The organism is Leucobacter sp. GX24907, from assembly GCF_053567335.1.
Genome location: NZ_JBSGPD010000006.1, coordinates 108,472 through 129,872, shown reverse-complemented (window position 1 = coordinate 129,872; position 21,401 = coordinate 108,472). Strand labels below are relative to the sequence as shown.

Here is a 21,401-nt window from a genome sequence, read left to right as displayed (position 1 = left end):
TAGCGTACCGTCGGCGTTCGCACGACCCCGGGAGGAGGGCGGAGTGAGTCAGGATCGGCCTCCGTTTTCGAGCGGCGTCCTGGACCGCGATGCTGAGACCCGCATGGAGGCTGAGAAGCTCCGAGCGGCCTGGCGTGAGGCGACTGCCAGGGTGTTGCGACTGCGAGGCCCGGAGGTGCTCGTCGGCGCCGCCTCCGACGGCCGTAGCGAGCTCGTCCTCACTCCGACGCACGGTGACGACCTGCCCGAGGCAGAGCCGGGACAACCGGGGGCGTGCTATCTCGGCCGATTGCACGGGTCGCCCGTGTTCGCACTCGCTGATGATGGGTCGTACGACGAGGCAGCGTCTGAGCAGCACTGGCGACACGTCTTCGAGATCGCGGCCTCGCTCACTCCCGCCGAGCAGGAGCTCGTCGCCGTCGCGTCGGCACTGTTGCGCTGGCATGAGAATGCAGCGTTCTCTCCGCGTGACGGCGGTACAACCTCGGTCGCGCACGGCGGCTGGGCGAGGCTCGATTCGCATGGTGGGGAGCACTTCCCACGCACCGATCCCGCAGTCATCGTGCTTGTGGAGCATGACGACCGGGTGCTCTTGGGCTCGAACGTCCTCTGGCCGAGCGGTCGGTTCTCCTTGCTCGCGGGCTTCGTCGAGGCGGGCGAATCACTCGAGCAGACGGTCGAGCGGGAGGTCTATGAAGAGGCGGGGGTGAAGCTTTCCGACGTGCGGTACGTCGCGAGCCAGCCCTGGCCTTTCCCTCGATCTCTCATGCTGGGCTTCCGTGCAGGGCTGTCGAAGGATCAGGATCCGATGGATCTTCGACCCGACACGTCCGAGATCTCTGAACTGCGTTGGTTCACTCGGGACGAGCTGAGGAACCCCGGACCTGGTATCACCTTGCCGGGAGGTGCTTCGATCGCGCGCTGGTTGCTCGACCGCTGGATCGGCGAGGACGGTGACGGTCACGAGGATGGTGACGGTCACGATGACGGTCGCGGGCGCGATGATGGACACCGTGAAAGCCGTGGAGATCGAAGGCGAGTGCCGGATGAACGGCGCTGATGAGCTGCTCGACGCCTTGGATCCGGAGCAGCGGGAGGCGGCGCGCCACTTGCGGGGGCCTGTGTCGGTTCTCGCTGGTGCCGGGACAGGCAAGACACGTACGATCACGCATCGCATCGCCTACGGGGTGAGAACAGGTGTCTACGACCCATCTCGTGTGCTCGCGGTCACCTTCACGCGCAAAGCGGCAGGGGAGATGCAGGGGCGGCTGCGGGCGTTGGGCGCCGAAGGGGTGCGTGCGCAGACGTTTCACGGGGCCGCGCTGGCGCAGCTCGGGCACCTCTGGCCGCAGTTCGTAGGCGGTGCCGCCCCACGAGTGCTGCCGGGCAAGATTCAGACCGTCTCGCAGGCGGTCGAGTCGCTCGGTCTGCGGCTCGGAGCCGAAGCGCTGCGAGACCTCGCCTCCGAGATCGAGTGGCGCAAAGTGTCGATGCTCGGATTCGATCGCTATGCGGAGCTGCTCGATGAGCGGCAGCCCCCCGCTGGGCTCTCGAGTGAGCAGGTCGTCGACATCCATCGGGCCTATGCAGGTCTGCTCGATGACCGCAGACAGATCGATTTCGAGGATGTCTTGGTACTGCTCACGGGCATGCTCGAGACCGAGCCGCGTGCGGCGTTGCAGGTGCGGGAGCGGTATCGATTCTTCACGGTCGATGAGTATCAGGACGTGTCCCCCTTGCAGCATGCGTTGCTCGGAGCCTGGCTCGGCACTCGTGACGATGTGTGCGTTGTCGGTGACGCGAGCCAGACGATCTACTCGTTCGCCGGCGCCACGAGCTCGTTCTTGCTCCGCTTCGGCAGCGAGCATCCGAATGCGCGTCAATTCAAGCTCGAACGGAACTATCGTTCGGTTGAACCGGTCGTGCGTGTGGCGAACCGGCTGATGCGGGATCGTCCGGGAGCCCTCACGTTGTCTGCAATGCGCGAGGTTCGGGCAGCGTCGCCCGCCTTCGAATGGTTCGCGACGGAGCACGACGAGGCGGAAGCGGTCGCCGCTGCGATCCGTACGGCGATCGACTCCGGAACTCCAGCCTCTGAGGTGGCGGTGCTCTACCGCACGAACGCGCAGTCGGCGAGAATCGAAGCGGCGCTCGAGTCGCGGGGGATCGGCTTCCGGGTGCACGGAGGCGCCCGCTTCTTCGACCGTGCAGATGTGCGGCAGGCAGTGATGCTCATTCGGGCGCAGACGACGGTGGAGGATCAGCGCCCGCTGTTTCAGATCGTCAGTGATGTACTCCGCTCCGGTGGGTGGACCACGACCCCGCCTGAAGGGGCAGCTGCTCGAGACCGTTGGGATGCATTGAACGCATTGCTCTCGCTCTGCGATGAGATGCCGGCAGGCACTTCGATCCGGCAGTTCAGCGATGAGCTGATCGCCCGGCAGAACGCGCACCATGAGCCCACGCTCGACGCGGTCACGCTGAGCGCGATCCACGCGGCGAAAGGACTGGAGTGGACGCTCGTGCATGTCATCGGCATGAGCGAGGGGCTCCTGCCGATCGGGCACGCCTCCGATGAGGCGTCGATTGATGAGGAGCGGCGTCTCACCTACGTTGCGCTGACTCGGGCGAGAGACTCGTTGCGGCTGTCGGGTACTGCGAGCGGCGGCCGATCCGGACGCATGCCCTCACGATTTCTTACCGAGCTCGGGCTCGCCTGATCTTCTGGGCTCGGGCAGAGTCTCAGAAGCTCGCCGCAGGCACAGTCCGGATGCGGTCGAACGGATTCGAACACGGGTGCCCCGGTGACTCGACCTCGGCGCACCCGAAGTGAGACTCGGCCCCGGTGCACTGCCGCGTCACCCTCGCGCCATCGACGGATGAAGCTCATCGCCACGGCCGCTGCGAGCTCGGTCGCAGCAGGGCTCTCGCTCGCGGCCGGTGTTCCGATGAGCTGGGCCGCGAGTGCTGGGAGTGCCGGATCGCGCTCGACGGCCCGACGAGCCAAGCACGATAGACACGGACGACCGTGGCCCGCTACCAGCGGGCCCACCTGAACCTCGGTGTCGGTGAACCGGACGATGAGATGCGGGGTTCCGGATCGCAGCCAGCGGCGCGACCGCTCCAGAGGCTCGAAGAACCGCTCAACGATGACGACAAGGTCGCATTCGGTCTCAGCATCCCGAGCAGACAGTACTGAACAGCAACCGCTTCGTGCCAGGGCGGATTCGAGCGCTGTCACATGCCTGGAGTCATCACTGAGACGCACGTTGAGGGGGGAGGGCGGGGCCTGCACGGCTCGGCGTCGATCTGGGTAAGACAGGCGGTCGAGCCTGGCGGAGGGGCCCCGGGAGTCTGCCGCATCGGACACCCGTTCGCTGAGCAGCACCGGCTGGAGCGCGGCGAGCGCCTGCAAGGCTTCTCCGGAGGAGACTCCGACATGGCTGGCGAGCGCCTCGAGCCGTTCACTGCGCACGCCGCCGCGCAGGGCTTCGAGCATGCGTTGCACACCGCGACTGGGATGGTGCAAGCGTGCGACTGCCCGGTCGAACCCGACGCGCACTGTATGCGCATCCTCCCAGCAGACGGGCAGATCGGGGTCAAGTCGAATCACTGAGGGGGTCATCGCACCAGTCTGGGATCCTGTGGGGTGGATCTCGGCGCTATCCACAGGTGCCGGACCATATTCGCTCTGAGCCCCGCTTGTGAGGCAGAATCCGCCTCACGGGCCTCAGACCGGAGTGTGACCGCTATCGTCTGTACCCGAGTCCTCCGTGCCCGAGTCTTCGGTGCCGGAGTCCTCCGAGCCTTCCGAAGGCTCATCGTCATCCCGCTCTTGCGGGCGCTGAGCGCCACCCCGTTCTTGCGGGGGCTGATCCTCATTGGGAGGAATGTCTCCGCTCAGGAGATCTGCGAGTGCTCGATCGAAGTCATCGGATTCTTGGTCGACGGCTCCCGCCAGTCCCAGTCGTTCGAGCAAGCGTGCCGGGTGATCCAGCTCCTCAGCGGTCGGCAGGAGATCAGGATGCGCCCAGAGACCGTCGCGGGCGGCAACCCCGCCGCGTTCTCCGACCAAACGCCACAGGTGAGCGGCATCTCGCAATCGACGGGGGCGAAGCTCGAGCCCGATGAGCGTTCCGAAGGCGTGCTCCGCCGGTCCACCCGTCGCGCGCCGCCTACGCACCATCTCAGCAATCCCCTCGGCGCCCGGCATACGGGTGGCCGCGTCGGCCGTGACCACATCGACCCACCCCTCGATGAGCGCCAACATGGTTTCGAGGCGAGCGTGCGCAGCTTCCTGCGCTGGCGTCTTCGGCGGGATCAGCGCCCCGCTCGACAGGAGCTCCTTGAGTTGCTCCGGCTGCTCGGGGTCCAGGTCGCGCGCCAGTTCCTCGAGACGATCGGTGTCGATACTGATGCCCCGTGCAAAGTCGGTGATCGCCGTGAGAAGGTGCAGTCGCAGCCACTTGGTATGCCGGAAGAGTCTGGCATGGGCGAGCTCGCGCACCGCGAGATAGAGCGACACCGTGTCGAGATCCTGATCGAGCCCGGACGCGAAGTCCGCGACGCCGCTCGGCAGCAACGCACCGCCCTCTCGACCTGCGCCACTGAGCAGCGGAATCCCGACATCGCCACCGGAGACCGCCTCGCCCGACAGCTTCCCGATGATGGTGCCGAGCTGCACGGCGAAGAGCGTTCCGCCTACGCTGCGGAGCATGGGAGCAGCTCCCGCGAGGGCTCCACCCAATTCCTCCGGCAACTGCTGCGACATCGTTTCCATGAGCGCGGCAGTAATCGATTCCGCGACTGGTTCGGCCAGGGAAACCCAAGTATCCATGGTCTGCTGCACCCACTCGATACGAGTGATGGTGCGTGGCGCGTCCGGTGCTGCGCCCACCTCCGTCGCCTCATCGAGCCACAGTGCGGCGACCGGGAATGCCCGCTGCGCGGGTGCGGGCTCACCGTGCTCACCCGCCTGCGCGGCGACCTCCAGAGCAGTGCGTCGTGCGACTCCCCAGTCGATGCCCTCGCCGGGATTCTGCAACGCTCCCTGCAATGTCGAGAAGAGTTGCTGCAGCGCATGCTGGTCGATGGGCAGGCCCGCGGCCGAAGCCAGTTGCGACGGATCCATGCCCTGGGCTCCGCCGGAGAGCATCTCACGCAGAATGCGCTGGAGCTCCTCCATGTTCTGTTCGGGCCCCTCTCGCCCGGAATCGGGGTTCTCAGGGGTGTGGTCGTCGTCGGCACTCATGGTCATCCCGCTTCCGTCGCTCGTCGCCCTCCACGCTACGGCAGAGACCTCAGTTTGTGCTGCTAGATTGACCCCTCGCCGTCCGATTTCGTCGTCCGCGAACACCACCGGGAGCCCATCCGTGAAAGATCCCGAGCGAGAACGTCGCCGCTCCAGGCAACTGCTCACCGCGCTCGTCGCAGCCTTTGTCGTCGTGCTGGTGTCGGTGGTGCCGTCGCCCTATGTCATCGAACGACCCGGGCCGGTCGTCAATACATTGGGAGATATTCAGGTCGACGGCGAAAGCGAGCCCGTTATTCGCTTGGAGGGGACCCGCACCCACCCCACATCCGGAAGCCTCAATCTGGTAGCCGTCACGATGGTCGGGTCACCCGAGCATCCGACGAAATGGATCGAACTGCTCTGGCCGTTGCTCGACGATCGGCAGGAGCTGCTCAAGCTCGCTGATGTCTTCCCCGAGGGGGTGACCGCTGAGCAACGGGATCAGGTGAACACCGTGCTCATGGGCTCTTCCCAGTCGCTTGCGGCCGTCGCCGCGCTGCGCGAGTTGGGGCAGGAGGTGGACGCTTCGCTCATCGTTTCGGAGACCGTCGAGCACGGGCCGGCGGACGGAGTCCTCGGACAGGGAGACCAAATTCTCAGTGTCGCGGGTCGGAATGTCGAGAGTGTCGAGGAAGTGCGGTCGACGATCTCGGAGACGGGTGCGGGGAAAGACGTCGACGTCGTCATCTTGCGCGGTGGCGAGGAGCAGACCGTCGTCCTGACTCCTGAGACTCCGGAGGACGGTGGGGATCCGATGCTCGGCGTCATCATCGCGACCGATTTCGATCTACCGTTCGAGATGGAGATGAGCGTCGAGGACATCGGGGGACCGAGCGCGGGGACCACGTTCGCCCTTGCCATCTACGACATGCTGACGGCCGAGGATCTCACCGGTGGCCTCGACATCAGTGGTACCGGCACGATCGATGAGCAGGGGAAAGTCGGCGCCATCGGCGGGCTTCCTCAGAAGATATGGGGGGCCTCGACAGCGGGGAGCGATCTCTTCTTCATGCCGCTCGACAACTGCGGTGACGTGCCTGACCGGCTTCCGAAGGATTTGAGGATCGTCCCGGTCGGTACGCTGGGGGACGCGATCTCGGCGATCGAGCTGGCGGTCGACGGTGGCGAACCGGACGGACTCGAGCGCTGCAGCACCGAATAGTGCGTGCGCTCGGGCTGCTGTCAGCGGTGCCCGATAGGGTGAATGGCAACCCGTGCCGTCACCGGCAGTCGTCTACCCTCAGGAAAGTACAGACGTGACCGACCAGAACGCTCCCGCTCCGGCCGCCCGTCAGCGCCGACTCTCTCCCCTCGCCCTCACGATCATCCTGGTTGTGCTGCTGGTGCTGGGCTTCCTCGCCGTCTCGGCGGTCATGACCGAAGTGCTGTGGTTCAAACAGCTCGACTACCTTCCCGTGCTGACCACGCAGTGGATCGCAGCGGGTGCGATGTTCCTCGTCGGATTCCTCGCGATGTCGATTCCGCTCTTCTTCGCGATCGATATCGCTTACCGTAAGCGCCCGGTATATGCGCGTCTCACCGCCCAGCTCGACCGCTACCAAGAGCTCATCGAGCCGTTGCGTCGACTCGTGAAGTGGGCCTTGCCGGCCGTTATCGGAATCTTCGCGGGTCTCGCGACTGCGTCCCAGTGGCAGACTGTGCTGCTGTGGTTCCACGGAGAGAATGTCGGTGAGACCGACCCGCAATTCGGTCTCGATGTCTCGTTCTACCTCTTCGATCTTCCGCTGTACCAAGGCATCGTGCAGTTCGCTTCCGCCGTCATTCTGATCAGCCTCATCGCAACAGTTGCAACGAGCTACCTCTATGGCGGGCTCGCCTTCTCCGGTCGCGACGTGCGCATTTCGAAGGCGACGCGCATTCAGGCCGCAGTTCTTGCCGGGGTGTACCTGCTGTTGCAGGGCGTCAGCTTCTGGCTCGATCAGTACGCCACGATGCGTGACCCGGAAGGCCTCCTCACCGGTGCCATGTTCACCGATGTACGTGCCGTCATCCCGGGCAAGCAGATTCTCGCCATTGTCGCAGTGCTGATCGCCGTGCTCTTCCTGGTGACAGCGTTCACCGGGAAATGGCGTCTGCCCGTGATCGGCACCGCGCTGCTCCTCGTATCGGGACTCGTGCTGGGCGTCGGATACCCCTGGGCCGTTCAGCAGTTCCAGGTGCAGCCTGACGAGGGCAGCCTCGAGTCCGAGTACATTGAACGGAACATCACGGCGACGCGCGACGCCTACGGTCTCGATGAGGTCGAGACGGAGCGCTACGACGCCGTGACGGATGCGGAGCCGGGCGCATTGCGTGACGACGCGGTCGCGACCGCAAACATCCGCATCATGGACCCCGAGATCATCTCGCGCACCTTCGCGCAGCTCGAGCAGAGCCGTCAGTACTACCAGTTCCCGAATTCGCTGAACGTGGATCGCTACGAGATCGACGGACAGGTCGAAGATACGGTCTCCGCGGTCCGCGACATTAACGTCGAAGCACAGAGCGGTTGGTACAACCGGACGCTCGTCTACACGCACGGCTACGGGCTCGTCGCGGCTTACGGTAACCAGCGTTCGCCGGGCGGGGAACCGGTCTTCCTGGAGAACGGTATTCCGACGAGCGGCAAGCTCGGAGAGTTCGAGCCCCGCGTCTACTTCGGTATGGATTCGCCGGAGTACTCGATTGTCGGCGGTGAACGCTCGAAGCCCATCGAGGTGGATTACCCCGCAGATGCCGAAAGCAACGCTGAGGCAAGCGCTGCCGAGGATGCTGAAGCAGAGGCGGCAGAGGCCCCCGCAGAAGAGAACGAAGACGCTTCGGCCGACGATGCATCGGCTGACGACGAGTCGGTCGAAGCGACCGAGGAAGTCGGCGGGGAACGTCAGAACCTCACCACCTTCTCCGGCGATGGCGGGCCAGTGCTCGGCAATATCTTCCACAAGCTCATCTACGCCCTGAAGTTCCAGGACATGGAGGTGCTGCTCTCTGGGTCAGTCGCTGACGGATCTCAGGTACTCTACGATCGCAACCCCATCGATCGGGTGCAGAAGGTCGCACCGTATCTGACGATCGACTCCTCGCCGATTGCATCGGTCGTTGACGGTCGCATCGTCTGGATCATCGACGGGTACACCACATCGTCGCAGTACCCCTACTCGGAGGTCACTGACTTCAACGAGACGATTGCCGACGCAGACAACCCGCGGACGAGCATGGCGCCGGAGCCGGTGAACTACATTCGAAACTCCGTCAAGGCAACCGTCGACGCCTACGACGGCTCTGTCAAGCTCTACGCCTGGGACACCGAGGATCCGATCCTCGGCGCCTGGGAGAAGGTCTTCCCCGGTACGCTGCACAGCGTCTCAGAGATGAGCGGCGATCTGCTCAGCCACGTGCGCTACCCGGCTGATCTGTTCAAGGTGCAGCGCTCGGTGCTCAGCCGGTACCACGTGACGAATCCCGGTGTCTTCTACTCGGCAGAGGAAGCGTGGCGCACGCCGGACGATCCGGTGAGCTCGTCCACCACTGAGACGGGACAGGTTCCTGCCCAGCCGCCGTACTACTTGACGCTGTCTGCCGGGGCGAAGGCGGAACCCAACTTCTCGATCTACTCGACCTACATTCCGGATCAGCGCGGTGAGGGATCCCGAGACATTCTGACCGGCTACCTGGCCGCGAACTCGAATGCAGGATCCGAAGACGGCACGGTCTCGGACGAGTACGGGTCGCTGAAGCTGCTCCAGCTGCCTGCCGGCGACACCGTGCCAGGCCCGGGTCAGGTGCAGAACTCGTACAACACGGATCCCAGCGTGTCGACGGAGCTCAACCTCCTGCGGCAGGGTGAGACGAATGTGAAGAGCGGCAACCTGCTCACGCTTCCCGTCGGAGGCGGCCTGCTCTACGTGCAGCCGGTCTACATCGAAGCGAAGTCGGGCACCAGCTTCCCCCTCCTGCAGAAGGTGCTCGTCTCGTTCGGAGATGAGATCGCGTTCGAAGACACCCTCGATGAATCCCTCGATACTCTCTTCGGCGGCAGTTCCGGGGCGAGTGCCGGTGATGGCGAGGTCGTGGTCGACAACGGCGACTCCGAAGCTGATGCAGAGGAGGGCGATGCATCCGGCGACGGCGACGGCGGAGAGACCGCTGGGAGCGCCGGTGGTGCCACAGGCGATCTGAAGTCTGCGCTGCAGGAGATGCGGCAGGCACTCACCGACCGAGACGAAGCGATGCAGGAAGGTGACTGGACCGCCTACGGGAAGGCCGACGATCGGCTGCAGAAGGCGATCGAAGAGGCTCTCGAGCTGCAGGAATAGCGTTCGCGTTCGCATGCACGAAGACCCCCGGGCGTCCATCAACGTCCCGGGGGTCTTCGCGGTTCAGTTCTCCTCAGTGCAGTGCCGCTCGTTTCAGCGTCACTTCTGTGCGGGAACCTCGAGGAGTTCGATGAGATCGTCGCTGAGCGCCGGATTCTGCACGAGCTCCGCAAATATCGGGGAGTCGATTCCAGGCTCCTGAGGACCTTGCTGCGACTTCGTGAATCCCGTTGTCGGGAGTGATTCCACGGCATAGACGATCTCGGTCGTCCGTGTCGCCGAGCCAGGCCTCGACGAGGAAGTCACCTCATCCGTGAGCACGCGGAAGCCCGAGACCTGTCGCAGGAGATCGAAGAACTCGTCGCGTTGCCGCTGTTCCGCCAGTCGAGCCTCACGTTCGGTGGAGCCGAAAGCTTGAAACTTTTGTAGGTGGATGTGGTCCGAATCCGTTGTCGGCGCCGAGGCTGCCTCTCGCCGTGAGCCGGACACCCATGTAGCACGAGCAGCGTCAAGTTGCTCGTCATTGGGATACACGACGCGTCCGTCGCGGTGCCTAATCTTCCCGACCAACGTCATACAAATACCCCCTGTCTGTTGCTTCCACGCTACAAGGGGAATGGGGTGGCCCTGGGAAGAATTCAGGGTCTACGCACAAGTTCGACGGCTGTGGTACTGGTGTCGATGTTGGTGTGTGCAGCCGCCACAGCGTGGGGCGAGCCGGGTTCCCTTCGTGCTCCACACTGAGAGGATGAAGCTCTTGCGGGCCAGGGCGGTGGCTGCGATGTCCCTCGCGTGTGTAACCGGAGAATCAACGCCGATCAGTAACCGTCGATCAGAAAAGCTGAAGGCCCTGTGACCAGTTCTCCCTGGTCACAGGGCCTTCTTTCGTTGCGGGGGCTGGATTTGAACCAACGACCTCCGGGTTATGAGCCCGGCGAGCTACCGAACTGCTCCACCCCGCGGCACAAGAATTAACTATAGCACGGCTCCCGGGTGAAGACGAATCGATGCAGAAGTGGTTGGGCTCGGACCTGTGGAGAACTTTCGACGTGCATTCCGGAATCCCCGCAGCATGGCTCCGCGGAGGAAGCTCCTTCGCGGAAGGAGATTCGGATGACCATCGAAGCAACAGGGACGCGACACCGAAGTCGTGCGATCCTCGTCACCGTATTCGCGCTCGTCGTAGCGCTGGTTGCCTCACTCGTCCCGGGGACACATGGCGTGCTGGGAATCCCTGAAGCGCCAGCACACGCTGCCACCAAGGGGCACTACATCGATTTCAACGGCCTGATTGTTGGGAACTTTCTCTCGTCCGACGGTCGCACGTACGTGTATTGCATTGAACCCGGCGCTGATGAGCCGGTCAGCAATCAGACTGCTCCAGTACGTACGGATACGCTCCCCGGGTACCGAAATGACGACGGTGAGCCCTGGACCAACTGGACCGGTAGCGTCTGGGACGGTCCGGTTCGTGGAGAAGCCGTACGCCAAATGAACTATGTGATGTGGGTGCACGGCAGGACTACCAACGCTGAGCAGGCTGCGGTCGTCCAGTTCGCTGTCTGGACTCTGCGCAGAGGCCCGGGCACGAGTGCTTGGCTTGATCACCACATTGCTTGGTTGCGACAGCACGGTCATGGAGCGATTATCGATCGTGCCAATGCCTTGGTTGAGGAGGCGAAGCGCGAGGCAGTGGTGACACCGATCGAGCCGGGTCCTCTTGAAATTGAGTCGTCCTATACCGCCGACGACTCCGGCCGGACTGCAGCTACCGGCAGCGTCGACTATCCAGCCTGGACCTCCGAATTGCAGATCGATGGAGGATCGTTCGATTCTGGTGGTGTCAGCCATCGGGTAACGAATGAGCAGGCCGGCCGGGTGTCGTGGTCTGCAGACCTGCACCCCGAGAACTGGCAGCGCTTCGCAGATGTGTCCATTTCTGCGGAGTGGAGTCGTGAGACCGTGAGCTGGCCTGCCGAGATCATGCTGCATCCTCCGATCCAAACCTCAGAGCAAACGCTCGGGTTGGGCATCTCTCCGGTCGTTGAACGGCATGAGCGCAGCTTGGATGCTGTCGAAGCCCGATTCGATACGAGATTCTCTCCAGTGTTGTCGACCGAGGTTCCCGCTCGTTTCGTTCCACGCGGCGCAGCTTTCCGTGATCGTGTCGATATTCAGGTCGCGGAAGACGCAACCCCCTGGGCTTCACGCGTCGGCGCCGATGGGAAGGTCGAGTTTGCGCCGATCATTGCGGATGGTGTGCTCTATGGTCCCTTCGTGGCGCCTCCCGGTGAGGCGGACCTACCTCCAGCGGGTGCCCCGGTCACCGCACGGGCGCGTATCGACGCCTCCGATGGGCCAGGGAGCTACTCCGTTTCCACATCTGAGCGCGCGGATGAATCCGGGTATTACTCCTGGGTCTGGACCATTCGTGAGCCTGACCAGCATCCAGAGGTGCGCAGTGCCGGGCTCATTGAGCCTGGCTACGAGTTTGCGGACCGCTTCGGCTTGGTGCAGGAAGGGCAAGTCGTGCCGACCCGGCTGAGGTGGAACACGGAACTTCTGGATCATGAGGTCTTCCTGGACAACATGACTTTGGTCGATCGGGTGTCCGTCTCCTTGCACGACGGCGCATGGTTGCGAGATGAGTCCGGTGATCGGGTACCGGCAACGCTGAAACTGACAGTGTTCGGCTCGGACCAGAAGCCTCAGCGCTCCGCCGAAGTGCCAGAGGACGCAGTTGAGGTCGCGGAGACGACGGTAACTGTCTCCGCACCTCATGAAACGGTGGAATCCGCGCCCATTGCGCTGCCCTTTGAAACTCGCGGGTGGGTGACCGTTCGCACCTGCTTGGTGGCTGAGGATCAACCCGAGAGTGCCCGAGGGCTCGTCGAAGAGTGGTGCGATGACTTCGGCATCCCATCAGAGACTGCACGGATCCGCCCTCCGGAGGTCACCACCCAGGCGCAGCCTGAAGGAACTGTCGGCAAGACCATTCGAGATACGGCGCTTGTCACTGAGCGAGTACCAGCGGACTCGACGCTCGGTTTCTCGTTCTACCTGCGACCGGAAGTCGGCGAGTTCAAGTACGACGAGTCTTGGCGGCCAGTCCGTGACGGCAAAGGGAAGAGGATTCGCTGGACCGCCGAAGAGATCGCCGCGCTTGATCAGCAGGAACTCTGTCTTGCTCAGCCGGTCGCGACAACAGCGCGCATCGATGTGCCAAAGGCAGGGGAGTACCAGTCGCCAAAGGTGCGTGCGAGAAGCGCAGGTACAGGATTCTGGGTTGAGGATCTCACGACCCGCCACCCCGATACGGGTGAGACTGTCGAGTTGCACCGTGGAAGGTGCGGTATTGCGAATGAACGCACCGTCGTGACAGCGTCTGAGCAAGCGCCACGCCCCGCCGCCGAACGTGCCACTGAACTCGGCCTGCCTGAGACCGGCGGATCCGGCTTCCCTGTTGCCCTAGTGCTCGTGCCGGTGCTGCTCGGCGCAGCCTTCGTTGGTCTCAGTCGGCTGCGAGGCACCAGAACGACGAGAGAACGCACAGAGCTGTGATCTCCGGGGCGGCGGGCGTGAAGGCGTCCGCCGCCCCATGCCCTCGTGCTCCGAGTAGCTCCCTAGGCTGTCGCGCCGCGCTCTTCTGCGCTTCTGAGAACACACACGCAGGTGTCCTGCAGCCGGGACATATCTAATTCATAAGTTCGCCCGGCAGTCTGGAGGCACGAGAAAGGGAACAGTCCATGAGCATCACCCCTGAGCAGGATCAGAACGGCGCGGCCGCACACCAGCCCACGTCGCCGCTACCCGATACCGCTGCACCCTCCGCCCGCACCGATGGCCCGGTTCACTCCGACAAGTTCGGGGCTGCGCAGCCAACGCCGCACGCGCAGGCACAGCCGACGGCACCTACCGAATCGCAGCACGCCTCATCCGGATCAGGAACTGTCCCTCCCGCATATGCCCCTCCCGTCTATACGGATACCCCGCAGGCGACTCCGCAGTATGCGGCGCAGTCGCGGTACGAATCCGTCGAGAACGGGCGCGCTTCGGAGCGCAACCGGAGCCGCGGCGGAGGACTTCTCGCGGGGCTTGCGATCGGTGCGTTGCTCGGCGGCCTCGTCGGTGGCGGTGTCGCGGCAGTGGTTGCGGCGAATGCGTCAGGGCAGAGCGCGGTGCAGAACACTTCAGGCGGAGGCGTGCTCACCCTCGACAATCCCGAATCAGCCACCGCGATCTCGGGTGTCGCGGCTGTGGCAACCCCCAGCGTGGTGACGCTCGAAGTCAGTTCAGGCACGACCGCCGGATCAGGTTCCGGTGTGGTCTATGACGAAGACGGATACATCCTGACCAACGCGCATGTCGTGAGTCTGGACGGTGCTGCATCCGGAGATTCCAAGATCCGAGTCAAACTCAGCGACGGCCGCATTCTGGACGGCGAGGTGGTGGGAACGGCACCCTACGCCGACCTGGCGGTCGTCAAGGTCGAGGCCGACGATCTGACTCCCATTACCGTTGCAGATTCGAGTAAGCTCAACGTCGGCGACCTCACCGTCGCGATCGGAGCGCCTCTGAATCTTGCCAACACGGTCACGAGTGGCGTCGTGAGTTCGCTCAACCGCGGCATCTCTGTCGGGAGTCCGCTAATTCCGCAGGATCCCGGTCAGCAGGATGAAAGCGTGCCGGATGAGGGAGACGGCAACGGCTTCCCCTGGGACTTCCGTTTCGAGACCCCTGATGACGGGCAGCAGCAACAGCAATCTTCCGGTGGATCGGTGACGATTCCTGTCATCCAAACCGATGCGTCAATCAACCCCGGCAACTCGGGTGGTGCACTGCTGAACTCGAATGGTGAGCTGATCGGCATCAACGTCGCGATCGCTTCCGCAGCAGGTGAAGCTGCCGCCGGCAGCGACGGTCTCGGCTTCGCGATCCCGTCGCAGCTCGCGTCTCGCATCGCCGATGAGATCATCGCGGGTGAGAAGCCCTCGCACGGTTTGCTCGGCGCCAATGTCGCGGATTCGTCGCAAGATACCGATGCCGATGCGAATCACGCGGGTGGCCTGCTGGTCGAGGTCTCGAAGGGTGGCGCAGCCGAAGAGGCCGGGCTGCGATCCGGAGACGTCATTACCTCGATCGATGGAGTCGCAGCAGTCGATGGCACCTCCGTTTCAGCACTCGTACGCATGCATCCCGGCGGCAGCGAGGTGCAGGTCGAGTACACCCGAAATGGGACACCGGGTGAGACGACCGTAAAGCTCGGCACGCTCGACTGGTGAGACTCAGACAGTAAAGCGAGACTCAGTCGGTAAGGCGAGACCTGGATGCGGCGGGACCCGGAAGCGGGCTCCGCCGCATTGGTGTCGAGACCATGAACCGAGACGCACGTGCCCTACAGTGGATGCAATGAGCACCGGAGACTCCACGACCGAGAACGGCAGACTCAGGAAGCTGCTCTCGCTTCTCGCGTACCTGCTCTCGTTCCTGTGCTCGCTGTTCGTCCCACGGCGTGCAGACCGCTGGGTCTTCGGCAGTTGGATCGGAGTGGGCGAAGGGGCGCTCGCGGTGGCGCGCGAGCTCCGCACGAGTGATCCGCAGGCGCGTATCGTCTGGACGATCGGCGAAGAGTCGGAAGCTGCGCGTGCTGAGGCCGAGGGATTCATTCCCGTGCTCCGCAGCAGCTGGGCCGGGTTCCGCGAGACCCTCACCGCGCGCCATATCGTCATCACGCACTCCTTCGGAGACGTCAACCGCTTCGGTGTCGCAGGAGCATCGGTCACACACCTCGGACACGGGGCCCCGATCAAGCGCCTGCACCATCACATCGCAGCGATGACCGATGGGCCGGGCTTCGCGAGATCGGTCATGCGACGGCTCTACCGCGTATGGGCGGCGCGCGTCGGATTGTATGTCGCCGGGTCCGTGACTGTGGCCGAGCGCCTGCGAAGCGCCAACCGGGTGGATCCTGGCCGTGTGCGGGTGCTGGGCGACCCTCGTGACGATGAGGTGATCGCTCAGGCGCGTGATGCCGCGCGTGCCGCGGCTGCGCGCGCCGAGGTGCGGAGACTGCTGGAACTCCCGCATGAGGCGAGTACCGGCGTCGGGAGTCCCGAAATACTCGTGTTCTACGCGCCGACCTGGCGTGACGGCGAAGCTGATCCTGCCGTTCCGACGCCGGACGAAGCTGCAGCAATCAGCGCCCGGCTTGCGGAACTCGGAGCGAGGCTCGTCATCCGTTCTCACCCGCGTGGGCGCGGTGCATACGCGGAAGTCTTCGCAGGGCACGAACGAGTGCACTCCCTGCATTCGGGGCTCGCCGCCGACATCACCCCGTTACTCGGGGCTTTCGACGTACTGATCAGCGACTACTCGTCCATCGCCATCGACTACGCGCTGCTCGGCAGACCGATCCTCTGGTTTGCTCCCGACCTTCGCCACTATTCGAGTACGCGAGGCCTCTACGAGCCGCTCGAAGTCACTGCGGCGGGGCGGATACTCGATACCTGGGAGTCCACGCTGTCGCGGCTCGGCGCAGTCCTCAGCCCGGCAGGAGCTCGAGAAGCTGAAGCCGAAGCAAGGGCCCTCGCTGCCAGGTTCCACGCTTACCCCGAGGGCGGTGCTGCCGCGCGAGTACTCGCAGAGATCCGGCGACTCGACCTCCCCGCAGACCAGAGAGTCGCTGAAGGAATCTTCTTCGAGAGCTTCGAAGGCCGCGAAGCCAATTGCAATCCCCTCGCCATCGACCGCGAGATCGCTGCAAGGTTTCCGAGCTTGCCTCGTTATTGGAGCGTGACGAGCGAACGAGTGGTCGTGCCGGAAGGCGCGATCCCGTTACTCGTCGGTGGCTCGGATTGGTTCGCCGCGAGACGCCGCGCCCGACTACTCGTCGTGAACGACTGGCTTCGCTACGGATTCTCGCGCCGGCGCGGACAGACGGTCTTGCAGACCTGGCATGGGACGATGCTCAAGCACCTCGCGCTCACCCGACCGTCGCCAGGGTTGCAGACCCGCATCGCAGTCAGACGCGAGAGCCGCCGATGGAGCCTGCTCCTGTCGCAGAACCCGCACTCGACGGCACAGTTCAGGCGAAGCTACGTCTACTCCGGGGAGGTCATCGAGACAGGGTACCCACGAGATGACCGTCTGGCGCGATCCACCGTCGAATCGCCGAATGGGCCGGAACGAATCAGCTTCTTGATGCAGTCTGCCCGCCGCGAGCTCGGGGTACCTGACGGCGCTCGCGTGCTCGTCTACGCGCCGACCTGGCGCGAACGGACGAGAGGTCAGGCGGCCGGCCTCGTCGATCTGCTCGACGTGCGCGCGCTCGCCGCAGAGCTCGACACCGAAGCGGATCCGTGGGTGGTGCTCGTGCGTGGGCACATCCGCACCCTTCACTTCGGTGGATATGGCGGTCTCGATTCACGAGTCATTGACGTCTCGCGTCATCCCGACGTCAATGATGTATTTCTCGCGGCCGATCTGCTCGTCACGGATTACTCCTCGGTGATGTTCGATGCGGCGGTTGCGGCGGTGCCGATGGCGTTCTTCGTGCCGGATCTCGCCGACTACCGAGACCGTGAGCGAGGCTTCACCTTCGACTTCGAAGAGAGCGCACCCGGCCCGCTGATCAGTTCTCGCGATGAACTCATTGCGACCGCACGCCGTGGAGTCGCGTATTCCGAGTCCTACGCCGCCTGGCGAGAGCGCTTCGTACCTCATGACGACGGACATGCGGCGGAGCGGGTCGTCGACGAGCTGGTGCGACGAGGTTCGCTCGGCTGAGTGGCATCGCCCCTAGGCGCGCGAGCGGTCGACGGTGCGGCCACCGCCGAAGAGGATCCCGCGGAGGAACCCTGTTCCCCAAGCTGTGTGCATCGTGACGAGTGTCGCAGCGGTGAGGCCGCGCTCGCGCAGATTCCTGTGAGCCGGGATCCTCATCGTGGCGTAGACGATCCCGAGGAGGTACAGGGCCGCGGGCACGGGGAGCACTGACCACCCTGAAGCCCATGGGAGTGCGCCGAACGCGAGCAGACCGAGCCCGACGATCGAGATGATGAGCATGATCACGAGGGTTCCGGGCGCAAAGAAGCGCCAGGGGTTGGCGCGGCCGTAGCGCCGGACGAGTACGGCGCGCCACGTACCCGTCGCGAAGAACTGGCGGGACAGGTCGCGAAAGCTTGCCCGTGGCCAATAGGTCACCCGGAGTGACGGATCGAACCACACACTGCCGCCGGCGCGACGGATGCGGAGATTCAGTTCCCAATCCTCGCCGCGCAGGATCCCCGGATCGTAGCCGCCAACCGCGTCGATCGCTTCGCGCCGGAAGATCCCGAGGTACGCCGACTCCGCTGGACCCGGCGTGCCGTCCCCGTGATACGCGCCGCCGCCGAGCCCGAATGGGCTGTTGTAGCCGCGGGCGATGGCCCGTTGTACCGGGGTGCGGCCTTCGGCGCGCATGACGCCCCCGACGTTCGCGGCGTTCGTCGCGCGAAGCGACTCGATTCCGCGGCTCGTGTAATCGGGGGTGAGCTCGGAATGCGCGTCTACCCGAATGACGACAGGATGGGAACTCGCAGCGATGGCGCGGTTGAGGCCGGCAGGGATATTGGGGTCGGGATTATCGACCAGGCGCACCCGCGGATCTGCCGCTGCCAACGCCTGCGCGATCTCGGTGCTGCGATCGCGCGACGGGCCGAGTGCAAGCACGATCTCTTTTTCGCCGTCGTAGTCTTGCTCGAGGATGGTGCGGACGGCGTCGGCGAGGTAGCCCTCTTCGTTCAGCACCGGCATCACGTAGCTCACGGCCGGGCGCTGCGGCAGCTCGGGCAGAAGCGGCGCATCGCGAGGCGGGGAAGTCACTCGATGATCCTCCCACGAATCCAACGGTTCCGGGGTGAAGGCGACTCACGGGATCGCTTCGGCACGCGACGTTAAACTGGGGCGATGCAGTTCTCCAAGGACGTCAAACGAGCCTCTCGTCTGGTGAAGCGGGTGCTCAAGGGGCGCCGATCCTACTTCGAAGTGTCCCGACTCATCGGTGAGCGCGGACCGCTTCCTTTGCAGCGCTATCGAATCGGCGTCTACTTCGCCGACAGCGACGTGAACATCTATCAGATGCGGCAGTGGTACGCGCCGCTCGCAGAATTGCACAAGCAGTGGCCGGTGCTTCTGATCTCGAGAAACGCGGCGGGTGCGCGCCAACTCTTGCACGAGAGCGGACTCGACGTCGCATTCGTACCGAAGGTGACCCATCTTGAACAGCTGGTCGAGGATCAGCCCCTCGACGTGATCTTGTACGTCAATCAGAACACCCGCAACTTCCAGATGATGCGCTACGGGCGCCGCTGGCACGTCTTCGTCAACCATGGCGAAAGCGACAAGATGTATATGACGAGCAACCAGCACAAGGCATACGACTGCGCCTTCGTCGCCGGTGATGCGGCGCGGGCTCGTCTGGCACGCGCGCTCTGGGACTACGACGTCGAACGGTCCACGGTGGCGATTGGTCGGCCGCAGACTGACCATCTCACGGGTGAACCGCCCTTCCCTGATGATGCGCGCACCGTCGTGCTCTACGCGCCGACATGGGAGGGGGATCGGCCGGCCGCCAGTTATGGTTCGGTGGTCAGCCATGGCGAGGAGATCGTGCGCCAGCTCGTGGCCTCCGGGCGCCATCGGGTCGTCTATCGACCGCACCCGCGCAGTGGCGTCGTCGACCCAGCTTTCGGAGACGGCAATCGACGCATCATCTCGATGCTCGAGGAGGCGAACCGCTCTGATCCTGCCGCGCATCACGTCTACGACCAGGCGGCGACCCTCGGCTGGCAGCTGAGTCGACCGGACGTCGCGATCTGCGATATCTCAGCGATGGTCTACGACCGTCTCGCGACGGGGAAGCCGCTCATGGTCACTCGTCCGCTTGCTCCGGAAGCGGAGATCGATGCGGGCGGCTATCTGGGCGTCTGCGAATGGCTCGATGCCGGCGAGACTCGGGACATTGTACGAGTGCTCGACGGCGTGATCGGGGACGATGCCGCACGCGAGCGCCTCGGCACCTGGTCGCAGCACTACTTCGGTGACACCACGCCCGGAAGTCCGACCCGGCGCTTCCATGAGGCCGTCGAAGCCCTGCTGCGTCGGTCGGACGATTGCAAAGCTGCGGAGATGCATGCGGCCGAGGAAGCGTCGCACGCCGCGGAGAAGGGCGAGGGATGACTGCGCGAGACCTGATCCTCATCGATGCTCCTGGTCTGCGGGATCGCCTCCGGCTCGAACGACATCTTCCCGTTGACGCTCCGCGTACGCGGGTGCTTGACGTGCGTTGGACGCTCCCTCAGCCAGACGGTCGCCCGCACTTTGAAGCAGGTCACATCCCCACTGCGGTGTATGTCGACCTCGAACACGAGCTCTCCGGTCACGGAAGGCCGCAGGATGGGCGGCACCCCTTGCCAGCGCGGGCAGATCTGGAAGCCGCAGCCAGACGGTGGGGAATCCGAAACGGTGACATGGTCGTGGTCGTCGACGGCGGCGGCAATCTGGCAGCGGCACGCGCATGGTGGCTTCTGAAGAATGCAGGGCTCGAGCGTGTACGACTGCTCGACGGAGCGCTCCCCGCGTGGGAACGCGCAGGATATGAGCTTGAAGCCGGACCGACGGAGCCTCTCCAGGGCGATGTCACCCTCGCGGAAGATCGAATGCCAGTCCTCCCGTTCGCGAACGTTGCAGCGTTCGTCGCCGACGGTGGCGTGCTGCTCGATGCACGCGCGGGGGAGCGCTATCGCGGAGAGCAGGAGCCGATCGATCCGCGTGCCGGGCACATTCCTGGAGCACTCAGCTCACCGACGACCGAGAATCTTGATGAGACCGGATCATTTCTCTCAGCTGCCGAGCTCCGGCAGCGATTTGCCTCGCTCGGGGTCAATGCGGGCCGCCCGGCCGCGACGTACTGCGGTTCGGGTGTGACCGCGGCGCATCAACTCGTCGCACTCGCGCTGGCTGGGGTCGACGCGGCGCTCTACCCGGGCTCGTGGTCGCAGTGGTCGAATCATCCGGAATTGCCTGTCGAGACCGGCGCCGTTCCGGATCACACAGGGTGATCCTCGTTGTAGCGCTCCAGCACTTCTTCGATGCCTGAATCGAGCACGAGCGCTCCACGATCGAGGTAGAGGCCACGCGTGCAGAAGCGTCGGAGGTCTCGTTCGTTGTGGGAGACCAGGAAGAGGGTCTTGCCCTCGGCGAGCAGTGCTTCGATGCGCCGATAACACTTTTCGCGGAAAGCTCTGTCGCCGACGGCGAGCACCTCGTCGACGAGCAGTACGGGCTCGTCGAGCTGTGAAATCACCGAGAACGCCACTCGCACTTTCATGCCGCTCGAGAGGTGTTTGTACGGAGTGTCGAGCACGTCTGAAGCGCCGGCGAACTCGGTGATCGCAGTGAAGCGTTCGGCAAGCTCGCGCTTGCCGAAGCCGCGCAACCCTGCGGCGAGCTCGATGTTGTCGCGCACGGTCAAGTCACCGGCGAATCCTCCGGTGATCTCGATGAGGGGCGCAACGCCGCCGTGCACGCGCACCGAGCCTTCATCCGGGAGGAGTACGCCGGCCACGAGCTTCAGCAGCGTTGACTTGCCCTGTCCGTTGCGTCCCACCACGCCGATCGCCTCGCCCGGCTGCACCGTAAATGAGAGGTTTCGCAGGGCCCAGAACTCGCCCGGAAGTGATCGACGTGATCGGGAGGCGAATAGGTCCTTGAAGCTGCGTCGTGAGCCACGATTGCGGCGGAAGCGCATGCCG

The 21,401-nt window shown here is 64.4% G+C and carries 15 protein-coding genes and 1 tRNA gene; 11 read left to right on the top strand and 5 right to left on the bottom strand.

What is annotated here, in order from left to right:
- Positions 1-43: 43 nt before the first annotated feature.
- The 4 genes from nudC to ACUYV6_RS10610 all read left to right on the top strand — a co-directional run bounded on the left by nudC (position 44) and on the right by ACUYV6_RS10610 (position 3,616).
- Positions 44-1,060 carry an NAD(+) diphosphatase gene (nudC, locus tag ACUYV6_RS10625; protein ID WP_449278641.1) on the top strand — a complete coding sequence of 339 codons (1,017 nt, stop codon included), beginning with the start codon at positions 44-46 and terminating at the stop codon, positions 1,058-1,060.
- Positions 954-2,720, top strand: coding sequence for an ATP-dependent helicase (locus tag ACUYV6_RS10620; protein WP_449278640.1), 1,767 nt, complete (start codon positions 954-956; stop codon positions 2,718-2,720). The genes nudC and ACUYV6_RS10620 overlap by 107 nt, the downstream gene beginning before the upstream one ends.
- 308 nt (positions 2,721-3,028) lie before the next feature.
- Positions 3,029-3,199 carry a hypothetical protein gene (locus tag ACUYV6_RS10615; RefSeq protein WP_449278639.1) on the top strand — a complete coding sequence of 57 codons (171 nt, stop codon included), beginning with the start codon at positions 3,029-3,031 and terminating at the stop codon, positions 3,197-3,199.
- Between the two features lie 42 nt (positions 3,200-3,241).
- The gene (locus ACUYV6_RS10610; protein WP_449278638.1) at positions 3,242-3,616 is read left to right on the top strand and encodes a hypothetical protein; all 375 of its coding nucleotides are present in this window, start codon (positions 3,242-3,244) and stop codon (positions 3,614-3,616) included.
- 114 nt (positions 3,617-3,730) lie between these two features.
- On the opposite strand, the gene ACUYV6_RS10605 is transcribed toward ACUYV6_RS10610, so the two are convergent.
- Positions 3,731-5,251, bottom strand: coding sequence for a zinc-dependent metalloprotease (locus ACUYV6_RS10605; protein WP_449278774.1), 1,521 nt, complete (start codon positions 5,249-5,251; stop codon positions 3,731-3,733).
- Positions 5,252-5,372: 121 nt separating this feature from the next.
- Between ACUYV6_RS10605 and ACUYV6_RS10600 the strand changes: the two genes are divergently transcribed.
- Both ACUYV6_RS10600 and ACUYV6_RS10595 read left to right on the top strand, forming a co-directional pair.
- Positions 5,373-6,455 (top strand): YlbL family protein, encoded by a 1,083-nt coding sequence (locus ACUYV6_RS10600; protein WP_449278637.1) that lies wholly within the window; start codon positions 5,373-5,375, stop codon positions 6,453-6,455.
- Between the two features lie 94 nt (positions 6,456-6,549).
- The gene (locus tag ACUYV6_RS10595; RefSeq protein ID WP_449278636.1) at positions 6,550-9,609 is read left to right on the top strand and encodes a UPF0182 family membrane protein; all 3,060 of its coding nucleotides are present in this window, start codon (positions 6,550-6,552) and stop codon (positions 9,607-9,609) included.
- 99 nt (positions 9,610-9,708) lie between these two features.
- Here ACUYV6_RS10595 and ACUYV6_RS10590 read toward each other — a convergent pair whose 3' ends face one another.
- Positions 9,709-10,185, bottom strand: coding sequence for a hypothetical protein (locus ACUYV6_RS10590; protein WP_449278635.1), 477 nt, complete (start codon positions 10,183-10,185; stop codon positions 9,709-9,711).
- A 312-nt stretch (positions 10,186-10,497) separates the two neighbouring features.
- A tRNA-Met gene (locus ACUYV6_RS10585) sits at positions 10,498-10,571 on the bottom strand.
- A gap of 151 nt (positions 10,572-10,722) precedes the next feature.
- Between ACUYV6_RS10585 and ACUYV6_RS10580 the strand changes: the two genes are divergently transcribed.
- The 3 genes from ACUYV6_RS10580 (at position 10,723) to ACUYV6_RS10570 (ending at position 17,394) form a co-directional block, all read left to right on the top strand.
- Positions 10,723-13,170 (top strand): hypothetical protein, encoded by a 2,448-nt coding sequence (locus ACUYV6_RS10580; RefSeq protein ID WP_449278634.1) that lies wholly within the window; start codon positions 10,723-10,725, stop codon positions 13,168-13,170.
- A gap of 185 nt (positions 13,171-13,355) precedes the next feature.
- Positions 13,356-14,891, top strand: coding sequence for a trypsin-like peptidase domain-containing protein (locus ACUYV6_RS10575; protein WP_449278633.1), 1,536 nt, complete (start codon positions 13,356-13,358; stop codon positions 14,889-14,891).
- 127 nt (positions 14,892-15,018) lie between these two features.
- Positions 15,019-17,394 carry a CDP-glycerol glycerophosphotransferase family protein gene (locus ACUYV6_RS10570; RefSeq protein WP_449278632.1) on the top strand — a complete coding sequence of 792 codons (2,376 nt, stop codon included), beginning with the start codon at positions 15,019-15,021 and terminating at the stop codon, positions 17,392-17,394.
- A gap of 12 nt (positions 17,395-17,406) precedes the next feature.
- On the opposite strand, the gene ACUYV6_RS10565 is transcribed toward ACUYV6_RS10570, so the two are convergent.
- Positions 17,407-18,471 carry a glycosyltransferase family 2 protein gene (locus tag ACUYV6_RS10565; protein WP_449278631.1) on the bottom strand — a complete coding sequence of 355 codons (1,065 nt, stop codon included), beginning with the start codon at positions 18,469-18,471 and terminating at the stop codon, positions 17,407-17,409.
- Between the two features lie 84 nt (positions 18,472-18,555).
- Here ACUYV6_RS10565 and ACUYV6_RS10560 point away from each other — a divergent pair, with 84 nt between their 5' ends.
- Both ACUYV6_RS10560 and ACUYV6_RS10555 read left to right on the top strand, forming a co-directional pair.
- Positions 18,556-19,827 carry a hypothetical protein gene (locus ACUYV6_RS10560; RefSeq protein WP_449278630.1) on the top strand — a complete coding sequence of 424 codons (1,272 nt, stop codon included), beginning with the start codon at positions 18,556-18,558 and terminating at the stop codon, positions 19,825-19,827.
- Positions 19,824-20,708, top strand: coding sequence for a sulfurtransferase (locus ACUYV6_RS10555; RefSeq protein ID WP_449278629.1), 885 nt, complete (start codon positions 19,824-19,826; stop codon positions 20,706-20,708). The genes ACUYV6_RS10560 and ACUYV6_RS10555 overlap by 4 nt, the downstream gene beginning before the upstream one ends.
- Here ACUYV6_RS10555 and ACUYV6_RS10550 read toward each other — a convergent pair.
- Complete coding sequence (locus ACUYV6_RS10550; protein WP_449278773.1) at positions 20,696-21,397, bottom strand: ABC transporter ATP-binding protein; 702 nt, start codon at positions 21,395-21,397, stop codon at positions 20,696-20,698. The two genes, ACUYV6_RS10555 and ACUYV6_RS10550, sit on opposite strands and share 13 nt — an antisense overlap.
- Between the last annotated feature and the right edge of the window lie 4 nt (positions 21,398-21,401).